Annotated in this window: 16 protein-coding genes; 2 read left to right on the top strand and 14 right to left on the bottom strand. The window is 36.2% G+C overall.

Annotated features, from left to right (window positions below; genetic code table 11):
• Positions 1-7: 7 nt before the first annotated feature.
• From rfbD to ACOH2D_RS04330, 8 genes are all read right to left on the bottom strand, one after another.
• Positions 8-865, bottom strand: coding sequence for a dTDP-4-dehydrorhamnose reductase (gene rfbD / locus ACOH2D_RS04365; protein ID WP_449534469.1), 858 nt, complete (start codon positions 863-865; stop codon positions 8-10).
• Entirely contained in the window at positions 862-1,407 is a 546-nt protein-coding gene (rfbC, locus tag ACOH2D_RS04360) for a dTDP-4-dehydrorhamnose 3,5-epimerase (RefSeq protein ID WP_449534468.1), read from the bottom strand. Before rfbC ends, rfbD begins: the two co-directional genes overlap by 4 nt.
• Positions 1,404-2,273, bottom strand: a complete 870-nt coding sequence (gene rfbA, locus ACOH2D_RS04355) for a glucose-1-phosphate thymidylyltransferase RfbA (protein WP_449534467.1) — start codon at positions 2,271-2,273, stop codon at positions 1,404-1,406. Before rfbA ends, rfbC begins: the two co-directional genes overlap by 4 nt.
• A gap of 396 nt (positions 2,274-2,669) precedes the next feature.
• Positions 2,670-3,713: a dTDP-glucose 4,6-dehydratase gene (rfbB, locus tag ACOH2D_RS04350; RefSeq protein ID WP_449534466.1), complete on the bottom strand. Its 1,044-nt coding sequence runs from the start codon at positions 3,711-3,713 to the stop codon at positions 2,670-2,672.
• A 3-nt stretch (positions 3,714-3,716) separates the two neighbouring features.
• A complete protein-coding gene (locus ACOH2D_RS04345) occupies positions 3,717-4,769 on the bottom strand; it encodes a hypothetical protein (protein WP_449534465.1) in 1,053 nt (350 codons plus the stop codon).
• Between the two features lie 8 nt (positions 4,770-4,777).
• Complete coding sequence (locus ACOH2D_RS04340; protein WP_449534464.1) at positions 4,778-6,463, bottom strand: DUF6909 family protein; 1,686 nt, start codon at positions 6,461-6,463, stop codon at positions 4,778-4,780.
• A 29-nt stretch (positions 6,464-6,492) separates the two neighbouring features.
• Complete coding sequence (locus tag ACOH2D_RS04335; protein WP_449534463.1) at positions 6,493-7,995, bottom strand: GH3 auxin-responsive promoter family protein; 1,503 nt, start codon at positions 7,993-7,995, stop codon at positions 6,493-6,495.
• Positions 7,995-8,861, bottom strand: a complete 867-nt coding sequence (locus ACOH2D_RS04330) for a M23 family metallopeptidase (RefSeq protein WP_348034829.1) — start codon at positions 8,859-8,861, stop codon at positions 7,995-7,997. The genes ACOH2D_RS04335 and ACOH2D_RS04330 overlap by 1 nt, the downstream gene beginning before the upstream one ends.
• A gap of 113 nt (positions 8,862-8,974) precedes the next feature.
• Between ACOH2D_RS04330 and ACOH2D_RS04325 the strand changes: the two genes are divergently transcribed.
• The gene (locus ACOH2D_RS04325; RefSeq protein WP_348034828.1) at positions 8,975-9,169 is read left to right on the top strand and encodes a Sec-independent protein translocase subunit TatA; all 195 of its coding nucleotides are present in this window, start codon (positions 8,975-8,977) and stop codon (positions 9,167-9,169) included.
• Positions 9,170-9,220: 51 nt separating this feature from the next.
• Here ACOH2D_RS04325 and ACOH2D_RS04320 read toward each other — a convergent pair whose 3' ends face one another.
• The 3 genes from ACOH2D_RS04320 to ACOH2D_RS04310 form a co-directional block, all read right to left on the bottom strand.
• Positions 9,221-10,192 (bottom strand): DUF4837 family protein, encoded by a 972-nt coding sequence (locus tag ACOH2D_RS04320; protein ID WP_449534462.1) that lies wholly within the window; start codon positions 10,190-10,192, stop codon positions 9,221-9,223.
• Positions 10,193-10,218: 26 nt separating this feature from the next.
• Positions 10,219-11,808, bottom strand: a complete 1,590-nt coding sequence (locus ACOH2D_RS04315) for a lytic transglycosylase domain-containing protein (RefSeq protein ID WP_348034826.1) — start codon at positions 11,806-11,808, stop codon at positions 10,219-10,221.
• A 153-nt stretch (positions 11,809-11,961) separates the two neighbouring features.
• The gene (locus ACOH2D_RS04310; protein WP_449534461.1) at positions 11,962-13,149 is read right to left on the bottom strand and encodes a phosphoglycerate kinase; all 1,188 of its coding nucleotides are present in this window, start codon (positions 13,147-13,149) and stop codon (positions 11,962-11,964) included.
• A gap of 121 nt (positions 13,150-13,270) precedes the next feature.
• Between ACOH2D_RS04310 and ACOH2D_RS04305 the strand changes: the two genes are divergently transcribed.
• The gene (locus ACOH2D_RS04305) at positions 13,271-14,425 is read left to right on the top strand and encodes a DNA polymerase III subunit (protein WP_449534460.1); all 1,155 of its coding nucleotides are present in this window, start codon (positions 13,271-13,273) and stop codon (positions 14,423-14,425) included.
• A 45-nt stretch (positions 14,426-14,470) separates the two neighbouring features.
• Here ACOH2D_RS04305 and ACOH2D_RS04300 read toward each other — a convergent pair whose 3' ends face one another.
• The 3 genes from ACOH2D_RS04300 to mnmG all read right to left on the bottom strand — a co-directional run bounded on the left by ACOH2D_RS04300 (position 14,471) and on the right by mnmG (position 19,061).
• The gene (locus tag ACOH2D_RS04300) at positions 14,471-14,980 is read right to left on the bottom strand and encodes an OmpH/Skp family outer membrane protein (protein ID WP_348034823.1); all 510 of its coding nucleotides are present in this window, start codon (positions 14,978-14,980) and stop codon (positions 14,471-14,473) included.
• Positions 14,981-15,187: 207 nt separating this feature from the next.
• Positions 15,188-16,063, bottom strand: a complete 876-nt coding sequence (locus ACOH2D_RS04295) for a class I SAM-dependent methyltransferase (protein WP_449534514.1) — start codon at positions 16,061-16,063, stop codon at positions 15,188-15,190.
• A 1,126-nt stretch (positions 16,064-17,189) separates the two neighbouring features.
• The gene (mnmG, locus tag ACOH2D_RS04290) at positions 17,190-19,061 is read right to left on the bottom strand and encodes a tRNA uridine-5-carboxymethylaminomethyl(34) synthesis enzyme MnmG (RefSeq protein ID WP_449534459.1); all 1,872 of its coding nucleotides are present in this window, start codon (positions 19,059-19,061) and stop codon (positions 17,190-17,192) included.
• Between the last annotated feature and the right edge of the window lie 78 nt (positions 19,062-19,139).

The following is a 19,139-nucleotide window of genomic DNA, read 5'->3' as shown; positions in this document are numbered from 1 at the left end:
AAACTGTTTATTTATTTAATTTTATGAGAGCCCTATTTAAACTCTTTTCCCAAAAAGGAATCTCAATTCCCATTGTAACTATGATTTTTGATTTATCCATAATGCTATATATAGGTCGTTTTGCAGGTGTTGGATAGCTTGTGGTAGGTATTGCATTTAGTTTTATTTCAACATCACTTAACTCAAAAATAGCTTTTGAAAAGTCAAACCAACTTATAGCACCATCATTACTATAATGGAACGTTCCATAATTTTTTGAATTTGTTTGTATTATTTGAAATATAATTTGAGCTAAATCGCCAGCATATGTTGGCGTTCCAAATTGATCGTCAATAACACTCAACTCATCCCTATCTTCTGCCAAACGCAACATGGTTTTCATAAAATTACTCCCATGTTCGGAATATAACCAAGAGGTTCTTATTATAAAATGTTTTTCTAGAATTTGTTGAATCTCATTTTCTCCTTTTAATTTGGTCTCCCCATAAATATTTATTGGATTTGGTATGTCAAGTTCCGTATAAGGTGCTGTCTTTAAACCATCAAAAACAAAATCTGTAGAAACGTGAATCATTTTTACATCATATTTTTGACAGGCTTGGGCTATATTTTTTACGCCAAAAACGTTCACCTTATATGCATTTTCATGATCATTCTCTGCATTATCTACAGCTGTATAGGCAGCACAATTAATACACCAATCAATTGTATGTGTTTCAAAAAACTCTAAGACGTCGTTTGTGTTAGTAATGTCCAAAGTGTTTTTATCGACAAAAAGCAGATTTAGAGCAGGAAATTGATGTGCAATATCTTTGATGCATTGTCCGAGTTGCCCACTCGCTCCAGTCACTAAAACTGTTGTCATAATTTTGTGTTTTTAAATTCTGGAAGAATCTTGTCTTTTTCTGAAACCAAAATATCTTCTTCTGGTAAATACCAATCAATATTCAAAGTTGGATCATTATAAATTATCCCACCTTCTGATTCCTTATTATAAAAGTTATCACATTTATATGAAAAAATAGCGTTATCGCTTAAAACGATGAAGCCATGAGCGAAACCACGTGGAATAAACAATTGTTTTTTGTTTTCCTCTGATAATTCTATTGAAAAGTACTGTCCAAAAGTCGAAGAATCCTTTCGAATATCCACAGCTACATCTAAAACAGCCCCTTTTATAACCCGAACTAATTTTGATTGGGCAAATTCTCCAATTTGGTAATGCAGTCCTCTCAAAACACCTTTTGAAGAGAAGGATTCATTGTCTTGAATAAAATCAATATTTTGCCCTATTAATTTGTTAAAGGTATTCTGATTAAAACTTTCAAAAAAATAACCTCTACTATCTTCGAAAATTTTTGGCTCCAGAATAAAACAGCCTTTTAAATGAGTTTCTTTTGCAATCATCCTTCTTTATTCAATAATTCTAATAAATTTTTGTCGTAACCGCTTTTAAGTAAGGGTTCGGCCAATGCTTTAAATTGTGCTTCATTAATATATCCCATTTCAAACGCTGCGCCTTCAATAGCACCTATTTTCAAACCTTGTCGTTCCTCGATAACCTCAACAAATTGGGAGGCCTGCATTAATGACTGAAACGTACCAGTATCAAGCCATGCTGTACCTCTATCTAAAATGCTCACATTTAAATTCCCTCTTTTTAAATATTCCCGATTGACATCGGTTATTTCAAGCTCTCCTCTGTGGCTTGGTTTGATATTTTTGGCAACTTCAACCACTGAATTGTCATAAAAATAAATGCCTGGAACGGCATAGTTAGACTTAGGTTTTTCAGGTTTTTCTTCAATTGAAATAGCTTGACCATCTTTATTAAATTCAACTACGCCATAGCGTTCAGGATCATGCACTCTATAAGCATAAATAACACCGCCATCGGGGTCATTGTTTGCCTGCAAAAGTTTTGTTAATCCTGTACCGTAAAAAATATTATCGCCGAGTATTAAGGCCACTTTATCTTTACCTATAAAATCAGCACCAATAATAAAGGCTTCAGCTAGGCCATTAGGAGCCTCTTGCACTGCATATTCAAAACGACAGCCATATTTTGTACCATCACCTAATAAGTCTTTAAACAAGGGTAAATCTTTGGGAGTAGAGATTATTAATATTTCTTTTATTCCTGCATACATTAATGTTGAAAGCGGGTAATAAATCATAGGTTTATCATAAATAGGCATTAATTGCTTACTTACCGATAAGGTCAACGGATGTAATCTTGTTCCAGAGCCGCCTGCTAATATAATTCCTTTCATTTCTTATATTGTAGTTATATGTCTATAAAAATCATATGTTTATTTAACTTTTAAACTTTTTAATAGGTTTTAAAGCATATTTACATACTCTAAAAACTATTGATAATCAATGTTTTATCGATTTTACAACTGAGTTTTATAAAAAAATTTAAATTGATTTACAACTTCTTAAATTGATTATAAAAATCTTGTAAACTCATGTTTCCCCTTCCTTCCAGTACTAGTAATATTTGAAGGAATGGAAATTCTGGCTCAAATTTGAGAAGAAAGTCCTTAAATATCATGCTTTGGAAAATTTTAGAAGTCTTAGTAATAAGAGCCGTGGAGTCGTGCCACAATTTTAAATCTTTATGAGGTTATATTTTATTAATTTTAACCTATAACCCTTTTAACTATCTATTTATACTGTTTTTGATAATAGGATTGATAAGCGCCACTGGTCACACTTTGTAACCAGTCTTCATTATTTAAATACCAATCGATGGTTATATCTAAGCCTTCTTCAAACTTTACTGATGGATTCCAGCCTAATTCCTGGTTTATCTTTGAGGCGTCAATAGCATATCTTAAATCATGCCCTGGACGGTCTTTTACATAGGTTATAAGCTTTTCTGAGGCACCATTCTCTCTGTTAAGTTTATCATCCATTTGTTGGCATAGCAGTTTGACCAAATCAATGTTTTTCCATTCATTAAAACCACCAATATTGTAGGTTTCATGATTCTTTCCTTTATGAAATACCAAGTCGATGGCTATGGCGTGGTCTTTAACATATAACCAATCCCTAGTATAATTCCCATCACCATAAACAGGCAAGGGTTGATTCTGTATGATGTTGTTTATAAAAAGGGGAATCAATTTCTCAGGAAATTGATTTTCGCCATAATTATTGGAACAATTGGATATAATATAAGGCATGCCATAGGTTTCACCATATGCCCTTACAAAATGATCAGAGCTTGCTTTAGAAGCTGAATAAGGCGAGTTTGGATCATAGGACGTTTTTTCGGTAAAAAACCCTGTTTGGCCTAAGCTCCCGTAAACCTCATCAGTACTTATATGGTAAAATAATTTATTTTCGAAATTACTTTTCCACAAGTCTTTAAACGCGTTTAGTAGGATCATGGTACCAATGACGTTAGTTTTCACAAAGGCTAATGGCTCTTCTATTGAGCGATCTACATGAGATTCTGCTGCCAGATGAATGACACTTTCAAACTTATGTTTTTCAAATAAATCGTTTATAAAAACTTCATTAGTAATGTCACCCTTAATAAATGTATAATTTGGTTTGTTTTCGATATCCTTTAAATTTTCTAAATTACCAGCATAGGTAAGTAGGTCTAAATTATAAATATGATACGTTGGATAGTTATTGACGAACAATCTTACGACGTGCGAACCAATAAAACCCGCGCCTCCAGTAATTAAAATTTTCATGTCTTATTTCTTTCTATTGTGATTTTTAAGGAACTTGTTTAATGATAATGATATTGACACGAGGGCCGCTAATATTACGAATAAAACAGGTATTAGAAACTTATAGCTTTTTAAAATTCCTTTATCCTGAACTCCTTTTCTAGGAAAATCAGAAATTACATTTAAAATGCTAGATTTATTTCCCCGCTCTTTATTTAGCTCTACAAGTCCTGATTTTAAATCTTCCATTTTATTGATTAATGAAAGCTCTTTGTTATTCTGTACTCCCTTTTCTCCAAGACTAATGTTTGTTCCTTGAATGGAACGCTCCGCTTCTTTTAACATGACTTTTTTATATAATAACTGCAAAGAATCAATTTCTCTAATTTGTTTGTTATATAGGCTGTCTTGTAAGCTAATATTGCTATCACTAATATCTTTTTGCAAATTAAAATAGCTGTTATTTGAAATCGAAGAAATAATGGCAGGCTGTATTTTTTTTGCAACGGCATTATCAGTTGCTACAACCGATATAGTATGAAATCGAGCATCAAAAGAATTAAAATTCTCAAGATACGATTTCATGTTAATCGTTTTTTTAGTTGTGCTATCCAAACTGCGAACAAATTCATCAAATAATAAAATCTTCTGGTTTTCATCAGAATAGGACTCCACGCTGAATTTTTTTATAGATGAGGCTTCTTTTTCCGTAATATTCAAGGCTTCAGAAAGAGCCAAAGAATCTTTAGATTTTGCCAATTCATTGTAAAATCCAACATTATTATAGAGTTGTTGAACACTATTAAAATTAGGCTCAATAACCATCGTCGAAATATATTCAGGTTCCTTTTTAAAATCTATAATGGCACCTATAATTAAGCCTATAACAACAACCGCAACAAATTTTACAAAATGCCTTTGGATGAAGAGTAAAAACAACAGAATTACTCCAAATATTCCTGAGAATATTCGTCCTATAAATCGAAAAAAACGGTCGAAAGCATTTCCTATTAATTTAAATAATTGTCCTAAATCTATTTCGTCAGAAGGTTGTGGTTGGGGCAAATCTTTATTCATAAATTCAATTAATTAAATATTTGTTGTAATATTTTTCTAGTGATCAAATAGGTTGGTTTTACTCCGGTTGTTCCCAATCCGCCAGAGGCTAAAGTACTTCCTGTTTCCAAAGGATTATCACTGGCATAATACGCATATCTTACCTTGACGTTAGGATTGATACTCTTGCGCACTTTAGAAGCCGCCTGGATTGCCTTTTGGTAATGTGCACCTTCCATTTCCAGGCCGATGACGTTCCACGTGGAATTATAAAAGAATTTTAAAATCTCTTTATTTTGAAGGGAGGTTCCTAAAACAGTAATCATCGCACCTTCATACACATCGATGCCATGACCTTCAAGATCTGCTTTTGACAGCTCGTTTTCCAATGGATAATTATCTGCGGTTCCTTCAAATATATGTGCAGAAGGAATCATGATGTCTCCTTTTCCGCCTTCTAAAATTCCGGCTTTCCCCATAATGGAAATCGAATCGATATTCAGATGGATTGGCTTGCCATCAACCTTAATTGGCTTTAGCAATTCATCAATAGTTTCATAAGCTTGCTCGCCAAAGGCATAATCCATGACAAAAAGCACTGGTTTTTCTGAAGCTTCAAACACTTTAGTGGCTTCTAAATCGGTTTTAAGAAAATCGATCTTTGCGGTATCAAATATTTGAACGTCAATATTAGTTCCTGAAGTATCGGGAATATAAATCATGCCATTTTGTAGGGCTTCTTTAGTCACTTTATCGCGTAAGCCTTGGTTTTCCTTTTGGCTTAAATCCTCATAGACTTCAAACATGTTCTTTTTTGAAGCTAAAGCCTTAAGAGCTTGAGGTGCAAAAATAGAGTTCATAACACTGTGCATGTTCGCACTGATCACATGAATTGGTCGGTCTATAAGTCCGTTTTTTAATAAGGCTTCCTTAATGGTGTCCGCCCAAATCTCTCCATGAATATGATGACCTAAGCGCTCTCTTAATACGGGACTAAAAGTTACGGTTCGTTTATTGTTATTGACCACTTCCTCAATGGCAAGCTTACCAAGCCAATAAATTAGATGCAAAAAGCGTTCTGGTTGGTGTGGCAAGGCAAAAGAACTATACATGGTGGTAATTTCATGGAAGGTTCTTCCCAAAATGTTAGCGGTATGCGTTATGGCAATCTCTCTATCCTGTTGTGATAATTTTTCTTTGGAAAGTACTGCTTTTTCTAGCTTAATCCAGTCGCGCGTCGTTGTTCCTTCTTCATCCATAAGCACGCGCTTGCTTATTTTATGTGATTCCACAAACATAAAAGTCAAGTGGGTAAGGATGTCATATATTTCAGAGCGACCTCGCGTAATTTCAATGTTCATTTGCTCTTCGTCAATTCGGAAACAATTACGTCGTCGTTTAGGCGGCACTATGGCTTTAAAGTGTGAATTGCTATAACCTTCATCACTCGTCAGATTGATAAACGTACATTCTTCTATGCCATACGGCAACCGATCCACAACATATAGCAAACCTTCTAATTCTGCTTTTTCTTCTCCAATAGATCCGTAAATTTCAGGCCTTAATTGCAACAGCGACTCGCGAAGTGTTTCCCCAGAAATACCCATCGGTTTGTAAAATCCACGATTAAACAAATGACGCATAGTAATATACATTCGTTCAATAGAGTTAGAACTTTCTTGGGCTCTGGTTCTGGCAAGAAGTTTTTTATTCATAAATAAGTATTTAACCTACAAATATAGTATTAATATGTTAAATTTTGTTGCCACAACGCATCGGCAATTTTTCGGTCGTTGGAAAGTCGGGGCAATTTATTTTGGCCTCCCAATTTTCCTATGGACTTCATATAGTCCTGAAAACCGTTCTTTTTGACCTTCGAAATTTTTAAGGGTTGCAGCACCTTGCCCGTAATCAAATCAAAATAATAACTGTTTTGCTTTTGAAGTGACATCTCAATCTTTTCCGTTAATTGAGATAGATTTTCGGGTTCATTTTCAAACTCAATAAACCACTCATGATAAGGCAATCCGATAGAAGGATTGATTTGTGGTGCCACTGTAAATTCTGACACTTGAATGTTTGAACCTTCAATGGCTTCATTGAGGGCTTGCTCCACTTCCTTGCCAATAACGTGTTCTCCAAAGGCAGAGATAAAATGCTTGATACGTCCGGAAACTATGACGCGATATGGCGCTAATGAAGTAAACTCCACCGTATCGCCAATATTGTAGGCCCACAATCCCGCGGTGGTTGAAATGATCATCACATAATTAGTGTTCAATGCCACGTCTTTGATGGTAATTCGCTTTGGATGTGCATCGAAAAACTCGTCGGCTTTGATAAACTCATAAAAAATACCAGAATTCAATTGCAAGAGCATGCCTTTTTCATGCTGCTGATCTTGATAGGCAAAAAAGCCTTCACTGGCAGGATACAGCTCTATGCTGTCTACCTTACGACCAATCAGGCTTTCAAATTTTGCGCGATAGGGTTCATAATTAACACCACCAAAAATGAACAAGTTGAAATTCTTAAAAACCTCGCCAACTTTTTTCCCTGTTCTTTGGTTGATTTTTTCGAAATACATCTGCACCCAAGATGGAATTCCAGAAATAACGGTCATGTTTTCAGGCAAAGTTTCATCTATAATGGCTTCTACTTTCGTTTCCCAGTCTTCAATACAATTGGTTTCCCAAGAGGGCATTCTATTTTTTTGAAGATATTTTGGAACAAAATGTGCCACGATGCCTGATAAGCGACCTAATTGAATACCATTCTTTTCATCTAATATGGGGCTGCCCTGTAGAAAAATCATCTTTCCATTGACGAAATCAGCCTTTCCAGTTTCTGCAATGTACAGGAGAATGGCATTTCTGGCCGCTTCAATATGTGTGGGCATACTTTCTTTAGTGATGGGAATATATTTCGCGCCTGAAGTGGTGCCCGATGTTTTAGCGAAATAAATAGGCTTACCCTTCCATAGAATATCTCGCTCTCCAGCAACAACCCGTTCCACATATGGTTTGAGTTCTTCATAATCACGTACAGGGACACGCGAAACAAAATCTGAATGGGATGTGATGTTCTTAAAATCATGATCTTTACCAAACTGTGAGTTTTTCGCCTCATCCATTAGGTTTTTAAACACTGTATTTTGTGTTTCAATAGGATTATTTGCCCATTTCATAACCGACTTTCTAGTTAGGAGCGCAAAGGGTTTGGCTAATGCCGATTTTAGTGAGAACATTATTTAAAATCTATAAAGTTGGTTGGATTGATTGGATAACCTTTGCTCCATAACTCAAAGTGCAAATGCGGCCCTGTGGTATACTCTCCTGTACTTCCTGCCATAGCAATGACTTCCCCTGCTTTGACCACATCACCTTGTTCTTTGGTCAAGGATGCATTATGTTTATATACCGAAATTAATTCGTAACTGTGCTCTATGATGACCACATAACCCGTTTCTGCCGTCCATTCTGCAAAAATAACGGTGCCATCCGCCGTAGCCTTAACGGGGGTGTTTTTGGCAACAATAATATCTACCGCATAATGCTTTTCCTTCACATTATAGCCTTCTGAAATGTTTCCATTTACTGGAGGAAACAGCACAAAATTGGAGGTTGAAATGGCCGATTCAAAAAGGTTATACTTATCTTCCTTATCTACTTTTTCACGCAATAAGGAATCCTGCTTTGAGGTTTTGATGCTTAAATGAGCGGTTTCCGCATTCGCTGCTCTTAAAATAGAATCTTTGTTAAACTCCACCGTTTTAACATCACCCGTTAGGACGCGCCTAATCGAACTAAAGTACTTTTCGTTGACATCAATAATATGCTGCAAGGAATCGGTTTTAAAACTCAGGGAAATGGCTTGTCTTTTTAACTTGGTTGAAGAGTATCCGGGAATAAACTCTCTTAAGGGCGTAAATGCAATTAAAAATATGGTGGCTGCCACGAGCAGAATACTGGTTAAGGATACAATAACGAAAACATTTAAACGGGTCAGTTTAATGGCAAAGCGTTCTTCAAACGTATCTTCATTAAGCACGACCAAACGGTACTTATGAAGTAATTTCTTCGCGAATTTCTTTTCTTTTTTTCTTGTTGTCATGACGAACAAAATTAAATAAAATTAAGGCAATCGCTAAGGTGTTTCATCTAAAGTTTATTTTTAACGTTTAAATTAAAGTTTAATTATTAAATTTGCAGTTCAAATTCAATGTTATGATAGCATCAAATATTTTTTTAGCAATTGGAGCACCACAAATAATCTTGATTGTGGTAGTGGTATTACTTCTATTTGGAGGAAAGAAAATCCCAGAACTTATGAGAGGTTTAGGAAGTGGCATTAAAGAATTTAAAGATGCCAGTAAGGAAGATAGTGATGAAAAGAAAACATCCACTAATAAAAACGAGTAATTATTTCCTATAAAAAACAAAAGAGCCAACTTAATCGTTGGCTCTTTTTGTTTATTTAATCTTTATAGATTTTATAATGGATTCCAATTCAAAAATATTGTTCCGTTTTTCGACCGAAGGGGCAAAAACATAACCTTCAATGACTACATAACGGTTATTGGCCTTATCTTCAATAGCGTAGTTAATAAATGGACCAGACATAAATGCATTTTTAACGTCCCAAATACCTTTGGTTTCATAAGTTGGTTTACCATTTACGGTAGTTTCGTATAAATACGGCGTATAAGCATCCTCAGTGATCATATACGAACCTTCTACAGGTCCTGGGATATGAACCTCTCCAATAGAATCTCTCATCCTTATGATGTCTAAAATAGTGCTATCTCCTTTTCTAATGGAATTAAGAGGCACTTCATAAATCATAATATCCATGGTACCGGTAGGAATGTCTTTCCTGATCCAAAAGAAATCCTTGTCCTGTTTTGCAATTCTATAGGCGGTTTGAAAATTTAATTTAACACCTAAGGCTTTTTCAAGGGGCGCATCATCCATTAAGGATATTCTAATGCGGCGTTGGTTTTCCTTTAATTCTTCCTTTTTAAAAGCGGCAATAATTTCGTCGCCATGGGTTTCCAATTGATTATTGATTTCCTCATCTGTTTTTCCTGAAATGACCACAACCGTTTGAGGTCGTGCATACACATCGTTTTTTATGGTCATGCCTGCATCGCCACCTTTTTCAATTTTAAGAATGCTTCTGCTTTTGGTTGCAAAGCCATTAAAGACCATAGGTGGCATTTGGTTAATTGAAAATAACGGCTCATCTTGACTGAGCGCTGGTACGGGAGCCGCGACTACATCTCTGATGGTCTCTCCTACACTATCATCCCATAATAGGTTATCTACAACCACCAAAAGGGTGTTAATGTTTCCAGAAGATGCAGAAATAATTCGTTGATCTTTACTTTTGTTACAAGAAGTAAACAAGACGAAAGACAAGGCAATGGCATAAATGATTTTCATGGTTTGGTTTTTAAAATTTATAACACTTAGCGCGAAACTTTGAGTGTTGTTCCTACTTTTAAATTGTTACCACTAATACCGTTCCATTCTTGAATATTTTTGATAGAAACTCCAGGAAATTTATTTGATATGCTCCATAACGAATCTCCCGCCCTAACTTTATAGGTTTTTGCATTGCTTGAAACACTGGTAGTACTCGTTGATTTTGTTGTGGTATTGGTCACTACCTTTGATGATGAAGTTACTGGTTGTGTTCGATATACGGTCAAGCGTTGTCCTATTTTAACCTCATTACTCCGCAAACCATTCCACTGTTTTAACTGCGCTACTCGTACATTAAATTGCCGTGCTATTTTTCCTAAATTATCACCTGAAACCACTTTGTAAGTCGATTTAGTTTCTGATTCAAAAAGTTGAGGCAAAGGTTTTTCGCGTTTATTCATTTCATTGGTTACAAACTCATAGATGCTGGTCTCGTTGTTTACAAACTTTCCAACGGCATGACGTGGCAATCTTAGGGTATAATTGGCACCTTCAACAAACGGAATAATATCTAACTTATAATGCGGATTTAAAAACTGGAGTTCTTCCATAGGCAACTCTAAAAGTTCAGAGACCTGATCAAGGCTGATCATTTGTTTCACGTGGATCGTATCCGTATCAATGTATCTGAAATCTGGACGGTATTTTTTAAAACCGTGCTCCTCAGCATATTCAAAAATATACATTGTGGCTAAAAACGCAGGTAAATAGCCTGCTGTTTCTTTAGGCAAATATGGTCTGATATTCCAATAATTTTCATAACCACCTGAGCGACGGATGGCTTTACTGACATTTCCTGGTCCACAATTGTAAGATGCTAAAGCTAAATCCCAATCGCCAAAAATCTCATAAAGCTTCGCCAAGTATTTACTGGCCGCCTCAGTTGATTTTAGTGGATCACTGCGCTCATCGACATAGCTGCTGACGTTTAAGCCGTACTGTTTCCCCGTAGCAAACATAAATTGCCATAAACCGGTAGCACCTACGCGAGATTTTGCCCTTGGTTTTAAGGCCGATTCAACAATGGCCAAGTACTTAACTTCCAGCGGAATATTGTAATTATCCAACTCCTTTTCAAACATCGGGAAGTAATAATCGCTCAAAGACATCAGACGTTCTAAAGAATTACGTCTATTTTTTAAGTACGATTTGATAACATTTTCTAAAGCAACATTATACTCAATATTGAAAGGTGTTTTTGAACTTAACTTATGAAGTCGTGCTTTTAAAGTATCAGTAGGCAATTCAGGATAGTCAACAGCGTCATATTTTAAATCGGTCACAGATTGATAGATACTGTCAAACAATTCGTTACTGTACAACTCGTCCATCCATTTTTGATCAAACTCTGATGCCAAATGGAAATCTTGTATTTTTAAGGCCGTTAATGAGTCTCCAACGGACTCGATTTCATTTTCAACTAATGCTTTGTCATCGCTAATGGATTCCATAGGAGTCGAAACGGTTTTTTCTGGTGCTTTGGCTCTGTCTTTTTTATGCGGTTTGACTTGCGAAAAGCCAAAACCGCATATAAATAAAGCACCAAAAGTTAGGGATACTATCTTTTGGTTCATTAGAAAAGGTTTTATTAATCAACGATGTGTTGATTAAAATCGTACAATAATATCTAAAATGTTGATAGAAAACAATAATTTAACAACACAAAATGCATTTGGTCGTTCAAATTAAACATTTTATCTATATTTTGAATTAATTTTAAAATTTACTTAATCTATGATTGCCGCAATTCCTGGCAATATTTTCCCTTCCAGGCTTTCCAACATCGCGCCACCGCCCGTACTCACATAACTCACTTTATCTTCAAAGCCGAACTCCTTAACCGCTGCAACGGAATCACCTCCACCTACAAGCGAAAAAGCTCCTTTTTCAGTGGCTTCAGCAATGGCATTACCAAGCGCAATAGTGCCTTTGGCAAAATTTTCCATTTCAAAAACACCTAAAGGACCGTTCCATAAAATCGTTTTACACTGAAGCACCACGTCATGAAAGTTTTGGATGGATTGTGGACCAGCGTCCAAGCCTTGCCAGCCATCAGGAATATGGGTAACACTTACAACTTGGGTATTGGCATCGTTACTAAATGCATCGGCCGCCACAACATCAACAGGAAGGTGTACTTTAACATTTTTAGCTCTTGCTTTCTTTAGAATTTCCAAAGCCAGTTCCATTTTGTCATCTTCGCAGATAGAATCCCCAATACTTCCGCCTTGCGCTTTTACAAAGGTAAAGGTCATTCCGCCACCAATGATTAAATGATCAACCTTGTCCAATATATTTTCAATAATGGTAATTTTAGAGGACACTTTAGCACCTCCAAGAATTGCCAAAACAGGCTTTTCGCCATTTTCCATGACCTTTTTGATACTTTCAATTTCTTGCTCCAACAAATAGCCGAAGTACTTCTTATTTGGGAAAAATTGAGCAATTACCGCCGTTGAAGCATGCGCACGATGTGCCGTTCCAAAGGCATCGTTGACATAAACATCGCCAAGTTTGGATAGTTTTTCAGCAAAATCCTTATCTCCTGCCTCTTCTTCATTATGAAATCTCAGATTTTCCAGTAATAGAATTTGACCTGGTTTCAAATTATCGGCCGCTGTTTGCGCTTCTGCCCCAACGCAATCTGAAACAAAAATGACATCAACGCCTATAATTCTTGAAATCTCATCTTTAATATGCTTCAATGAAAACTCATCCTGTACACCTTTTGGTCGTCCTAAATGTGACATTAAAATGCAACTGCCCCCATCTTCCAATATTTTGATGATGGTAGGTTTCGCCGCAGTTATTCTCGTATCATCCGTCACCTTGAACTGATCGTCCAACGGCACATTAAAATCTACTCTGATAAGTGCTTTTTTATCTTTAAAATTAAAATCGTTTAGGGTTTTCATCGGTATTTGTTTTTTATAGAATGGAAACAAATGTAACTAATTCCGAAATGATTCTAAATGCATTCTGTTAGGAATTGGTATTCTGCCGATTTAAATGGAAAAAAATACATAGTTTTGCGACATGCAATTCACTACTGTTTTAGGCCAAGAACACCTCAAAAATCACTTAACCCAAAGCGCGGACAATGGCCGTATTCCTCATGCACAACTGTTTGTTGGCCCTGAAGGTTCGGGTACTTTAGCAATGGCTATTGCTTACGGACAATACATACTTTGTGGCAATAAAAATTCTGAAAATAAAGGCGGCAATGAAAGTTGTAACTTAAAGTTTAAGAATTTATCGCACCCTGATCTACATTTTGCCTTTCCTGTGGCCATTACGGATAAGGTTAAAAAAAACCCGGTCTCAAACCATTTTATGGAAGAATGGCGCCAGTTAATTAAAGAACAACCTTACGGCAATCTATTCGACTGGTACCGCATCTTAGGAATTGAAAATAAGCAGGGACAGATAGGTGTTGACGAAGCTTTAAATATTGTAAAGGCCTTGTCGTTAAAGTCTTATGAAGGAGGTTACAAAATCATGTTGATTTGGATGGCAGAAAAGATGAACACTTCGGCAGCCAACAAGCTTTTAAAACTTATAGAAGAGCCACCAGCCAAAACCGTCTTTATTCTTATTGCGGAAGATGCGGGGCAAATCCTTAGCACCATCCGATCGCGCTGCCAAATTTTAAATTTTCCGCCATTGGCTGAAAAAGTGATTGTGGAAGCCCTTCAAAAAAATTACCAACTTGATGAAAGCACGGCTACAAAAATCGCCATTCAATCGAACGGAAATTATAATAAAGCCTGCGATTTAGTCTATAATGATTCTGAAGATATTCAGTTTGAAGAATGGTTTGTGTTTTGGATCAGAAGCGCGTTTAAAGCCAAAGGCAACAAAACTGCCATTCATGATCTCATCAGCTGGAGCGAGCAAGTGGCAAAAACTGGGCGTGAAACACAAAAGCAATTCCTGTTATTTTGCATCGATTTTTTCAGACAGGCCTTGTTAATGAACTATAATGCCAATCAATTAGTATTTATGGAGCCTAAAACCAAGAATTTTAAACTAGAAAATTTCGCACCGTTCATACATGAAGGCAATATCATGGACATTAGTCAGGAACTTGAAGATGCGATTTACCATATTGAACGCAATGGGAATTCAAAAATCATCCTAACCGATTTATCTATTAAACTGACGCGGTTATTACATAAAAAAGCCAGTTAAAAAACTGGCTCTTAGGTATTAAGATAATATTTTATAAGAAATTTCTTATTTTTTATCGGCGTTAAGTGCTTCTAAAATTTCTTTAGTCACATCTTGACTTTCTTTTCCGTACATCACACTACCAGCTTCATTACTTCCTAAGATAAAAGTGTAACCGTTTTTCTCTCCGTAATTTTTAACAAAAGCTCTTACAGTTTTGATAAGTGTATCAATTTGAGTTTGACCTCTTCTTTGAATCTGTTGCTCTTCCATTTGTGATTGTTGTTGGAAGTTTTGGTATTGTTGTGCTAAGGCTTGGTATTGATCTTGAGAGCTCTTTTGAACCATTTTAGGATCCTTTTCCTGCAATTGTGCTGCATGAGCTTGAAAAGTTTGACCTATACTATCCACTCTTCTATTAAAGGCTGCGATTTCAACTTCAAATTGCGCTTCAATATCTTTTTTCTTTTGATAATCGTTAATCAATTTGCCGTTATCAACAAATCCAATTTTTGTTTGCTCTTGGCATGATGATAACATCACCAAAGTTAATAGAGCGATAAAACCTTTTTTCATTTTTTGTGTTTATTAAAATTTTGCTGCAAATGTAATAAAGTAACAGATAGTTTTGCGAAAATAAACGTTATAGTTTAAATTTATAGTTAACTGTAAATTAATTAATTTTTACTATGAAAAAGCAGTGATTTTAAATTGGTTTATAGCGCGTTTTAGAGAAACGGACACATAAACCTTAGGGAGCCCGAAAAACATCCTTTAAACATCTTAAAACGGCGTTTTCTCGTTCTTTAAGACGTAAATCAGAGAAGAATACTCACTTGAACTCCTCGCTTTCCAATTTGAGCGCCATCCGTTCCAAAATCCTTTAAAGAAATTCATTTTACCAGATTTATATTTTTCAGAAAGCATGCTCACATAAAACGCATCAAATTTCATTGGAACAGTTTTTTCCAAATTCATATTGACGCTAACTCCAAGCTTTTTTATCGCGTCCTGACTAAAATGCCAAAGATGTCTTGGCACATCATAAGCCGCCCAAAACTCTTTATATAATTTGGCGTCATAACTTTTATAGTTCGGCACCGCAATTATGAGCACACCATCGGGTTTTAATAATTTTTTGAATGTTTCAAAATGCTGCTCCAGATTTGGTAAATGTTCCAACACATGCCAAAGCGTGATGACGTCAAAACTATGCGCTTCAAATTTTGAAAGATGATCCGAGTCAAAAACGGCGTTACTTGTTTTATTATTGGCAATGCTCCTAGCCTGCTCATTCGGTTCAATTCCTGAAATTTCCCATCCCGCATTTGCTGCGACTTGTAAAAAATCGCCAGTACCACATCCTATATCAAGAAGTGCTTTCCCATTTTCTGAAACCTGATTGATGAGTTTCAATTTCTTTTTTAAAGCAATGCCTTTTACAAGATGGTAAACTTTTTCAAAAGCATTACGTTTGGCATCGGTATGCGAAATGTAATCTTCACTTTTATAATACTCCGGCAATTTATCCGAAGATGGCTGCGGAAAGGTTTCGAGCAGGTCTAATTCGTGGTTATATAGCAATTCGAAATTCTCTCCAGAAACAGAATGATCTGTTACTTTTATATTGGTTCTTTTTTGGATGGGATTCGACACGATGAAAATGCTATTTAAAGATTGAATAAGTGAATGCGAAATTAAGGAATAGAACGAATGTATTCCAACATTCTTGAGTTACTTTTTTGGATTTGATTTATAGAAGTGGATTTATGTTCGAAGCCATTTTATAGAATTTAAAGACATTCTATCCTGACTACTTTGCACTTTTGTGAGAAATCATAAATCGGGTTTTTTGACACGAATTACACTAATTAACTCGAACCAATTAATTGGAATTTATGGAACACATATGACGTTGATTTTTTATGTTAGGCGCTGATTTGTCTTGGAATCGAAATTAAATAATTTACAGATATTCTATCATAACAACTTTGCGCCTCTGCAAGAATCATAAAATCTGTTTTTTGACACGAATTTCACTAATTATCTCGAACCAATTAATTGGAATTTATGAAACACAGACCTGCCCGTCCGGTCAGGCGGGTGACGCTGATTTTTTATGATAGGTACTGATTTGTGTTGGAATTGAATTTAAAGAATTTACAGAAATTCTGTCTTAGCACCTTTGCGATAAACATAAAATCTATTTTCTCACATTAACTAACAAGAACGATCTGATTGGAATTTATGAAACGTGGATGGCGCTGATTTGTTTTCAAGGTAAATTTCACGGTTTTACAAACATTCCAACGTGGCGACTTTGCGCCTCTGCGAGAAACATAAAATCTGTTTTTTGACACGAATTGCACTAATTATCTCGAACCAATTCATTGGAATTTATGGAACGCAGACCTACCCTTCCGTTCAGACGGGTGAAATGATTTTTTATTATAAGAGCTGATTTGTGTTGGAATTGAATTTCAAAGATTTACAGACATTCTATCTAAGCGACTCTGTGCCTCTGCGAGAAACATAAAATCTGTTTTTTGACACGAATTTCACTAATTATCTCGAACCAATTGATTGGAATATATAGAACACAGACGCGGATTCTTTATGATCAGCACTGATTTGTTTTGGATGCGCATTACTATAATTACCAATTGAATTCAAGGACTAATTAAATCAATTCAACATTTAGATAACCAATCCAGAATAAAAAATAAAAATAATCCATAGATAATATTCCAACGTTCCACGTGGAACACTTCAAAATATTTCAGATTTATCTGCCCATATATACCAAAAGCACCGATACATCACTTGGCGACACACCACTAATTCGTGACGCTTGTGAAATAGTAACCGGACGGATTTTCTCCAACTTCTGCCTTGCCTCTATACTCATAGATTTCAGTATTGAATAATCAAAATTGGAAGGGATCTTTAAATCTTCCAAACGATTAAGCTTGTCGGCGTTGTTCCGTTCCTTGTCAATATATCCTGAATACTTAACCTGAATTTCTGCTTGCTCAATAATTTCTTTATCTAAATCGTGCTCCAAAACATAAGCATCTACGCTTTCAATCTGACGGATATCTTCCATAGATATGTTTGGTCTTGCAAAAATCTTGAACAACTTTCCAGATTGATTTACCAAGGCAGAATCATTAGCTTCCAAAATAGGATTGATAGCATCCGCCTCAACACTGGTTTGCTTAAAGAACTCTACAAAAGCATCTGCTTTAGAATGTTTCTCTTCCATTCGTTTCAAACGCTTTTCACTAGCCAATCCAAGTTCGTAACCTTTAGGCGTCAATCTTAAATCGGCATTATCCTGTCTTAATAAAGTTCTGTATTCAGCACGAGACGTAAACATGCGGTAAGGTTCCTCTGTACCTTTCGTAATCAAATCATCAATCAAAACACCGATATAAGCTTCATCACGTCGCAAGGTAAACTCATCTCTTTCCTGAACCTGAAGCGCTGCATTTATTCCCGCCATTAATCCCTGCGAGGCTGCTTCTTCATATCCGGTAGTCCCATTAATTTGACCAGCAAAATACAAGCCTTTGATTAATTTAGTTTCTAAAGTATGCTTCAGTTGTGTTGGCGGAAAGTAATCATATTCGATTGCATAACCAGGTCTGAAAAACTTAACCTTTTCAAAACCGACTACAGAACGCAACGCTTTAAACTGAACATCTTCTGGAAGCGACGTGGAGAATCCATTAACGTAAACCTCACAGGTATGCCACCCTTCTGGCTCCACAAATATCTGGTGTCGATCCTTTGTAGCAAATCGATTAATTTTATCTTCTATTGACGGACAATAACGTGGACCCGTGCTTTTAATTCGGCCATTAAACATCGGTGAACGATCAAAACCTTCGCGCAATAAATCATGCACCAACGGACTCGTGAAACTCATATGACAATCCCTTTGAACCGTCAAAGGTTTCGTAACATCAGAATAAGAGAATTTTTCTGGCACTTCATCACCAGGCTGTACAACCATTTTAGAATAATCCAATGATCTTCCATCAACTCTTGGCGGCGTTCCCGTTTTCATTCGTCCAGATTCAAAACCCAACGCAACCAATTGCTCCGTAATACCCGTTGCAGATTTCTCACCTGCTCTACCACCACCAAAATTCTTATCGCCAATATGGATCAATCCATTCAAAAATGTCCCGTTTGTAAGCACCACGGACTTCCCTCTTATCTCTAATCCCAAAGATGTTTTTACACCAACTACCTGATGATTTTCGACGATCAAACCAGATATCATCTCTTGATAAAAATCAACATTCGGAGTTCTTTCCAACATCAATCGCCAATCCTCAGCAAACCTCATGCGGTCACTTTGCACCCGTGGACTCCACATGGCAGGACCCTTGGATTTATTGAGCATCTTAAACTGAATGGCCGACGTGTCACTTATAATTCCACTATAACCACCAAGCGCATCAATCTCCCGTAAAATTTGCCCTTTGGCAATGCCGCCCATGGCGGGATTACAGGACATTTGCGCAATGTTCTGCAAATTCATTGTTACCAATAAAGTCGAACTCCCCATATTAGCAGCCGCAGCAGCAGCCTCGCTACCGGCATGTCCGCCACCAACAACAATCACATCATATACTTTATCAAACATTGTATGTCATTTTATAATTTAAAGTGTTCCACGTGGAACAATGGTCGTTTTGTTTCATCAAACCTTTCACTATTGAAG

The organism is Gelidibacter sp. (assembly GCF_053579655.1).
The sequence above is the reverse complement of the archived record's forward strand: the minus strand, read 5'-3'. Positions and strand labels throughout refer to the sequence as shown.

Excerpts from the sequence above, each read along its gene's own strand:
- rfbD (WP_449534469.1), bottom strand. The coding sequence starts at position 865 with ATGACAACAGTTTTAGTGACTGGAGCGAGTGGGCAACTCGGACAATGC.
- rfbC (WP_449534468.1), bottom strand. The coding sequence starts at position 1,407 with ATGATTGCAAAAGAAACTCATTTAAAAGGCTGTTTTATTCTGGAGCCA.
- rfbA (WP_449534467.1), bottom strand. The coding sequence starts at position 2,273 with ATGAAAGGAATTATATTAGCAGGCGGCTCTGGAACAAGATTACATCCG.
- rfbB (WP_449534466.1), bottom strand. The coding sequence starts at position 3,713 with ATGAAAATTTTAATTACTGGAGGCGCGGGTTTTATTGGTTCGCACGTC.
- ACOH2D_RS04345 (WP_449534465.1), bottom strand. The coding sequence starts at position 4,769 with ATGAATAAAGATTTGCCCCAACCACAACCTTCTGACGAAATAGATTTA.
- ACOH2D_RS04340 (WP_449534464.1), bottom strand. The coding sequence starts at position 6,463 with ATGAATAAAAAACTTCTTGCCAGAACCAGAGCCCAAGAAAGTTCTAAC.
- ACOH2D_RS04335 (WP_449534463.1), bottom strand. The coding sequence starts at position 7,995 with ATGTTCTCACTAAAATCGGCATTAGCCAAACCCTTTGCGCTCCTAACT.
- ACOH2D_RS04330 (WP_348034829.1), bottom strand. The coding sequence starts at position 8,861 with ATGACAACAAGAAAAAAAGAAAAGAAATTCGCGAAGAAATTACTTCAT.
- ACOH2D_RS04325 (WP_348034828.1), top strand. The coding sequence starts at position 8,975 with ATGATAGCATCAAATATTTTTTTAGCAATTGGAGCACCACAAATAATC.
- ACOH2D_RS04320 (WP_449534462.1), bottom strand. The coding sequence starts at position 10,192 with ATGAAAATCATTTATGCCATTGCCTTGTCTTTCGTCTTGTTTACTTCT.
- ACOH2D_RS04315 (WP_348034826.1), bottom strand. The coding sequence starts at position 11,808 with ATGAACCAAAAGATAGTATCCCTAACTTTTGGTGCTTTATTTATATGC.
- ACOH2D_RS04310 (WP_449534461.1), bottom strand. The coding sequence starts at position 13,149 with ATGAAAACCCTAAACGATTTTAATTTTAAAGATAAAAAAGCACTTATC.
- ACOH2D_RS04305 (WP_449534460.1), top strand. The coding sequence starts at position 13,271 with ATGCAATTCACTACTGTTTTAGGCCAAGAACACCTCAAAAATCACTTA.
- ACOH2D_RS04300 (WP_348034823.1), bottom strand. The coding sequence starts at position 14,980 with ATGAAAAAAGGTTTTATCGCTCTATTAACTTTGGTGATGTTATCATCA.
- mnmG (WP_449534459.1), bottom strand. The coding sequence starts at position 19,061 with ATGTTTGATAAAGTATATGATGTGATTGTTGTTGGTGGCGGACATGCC.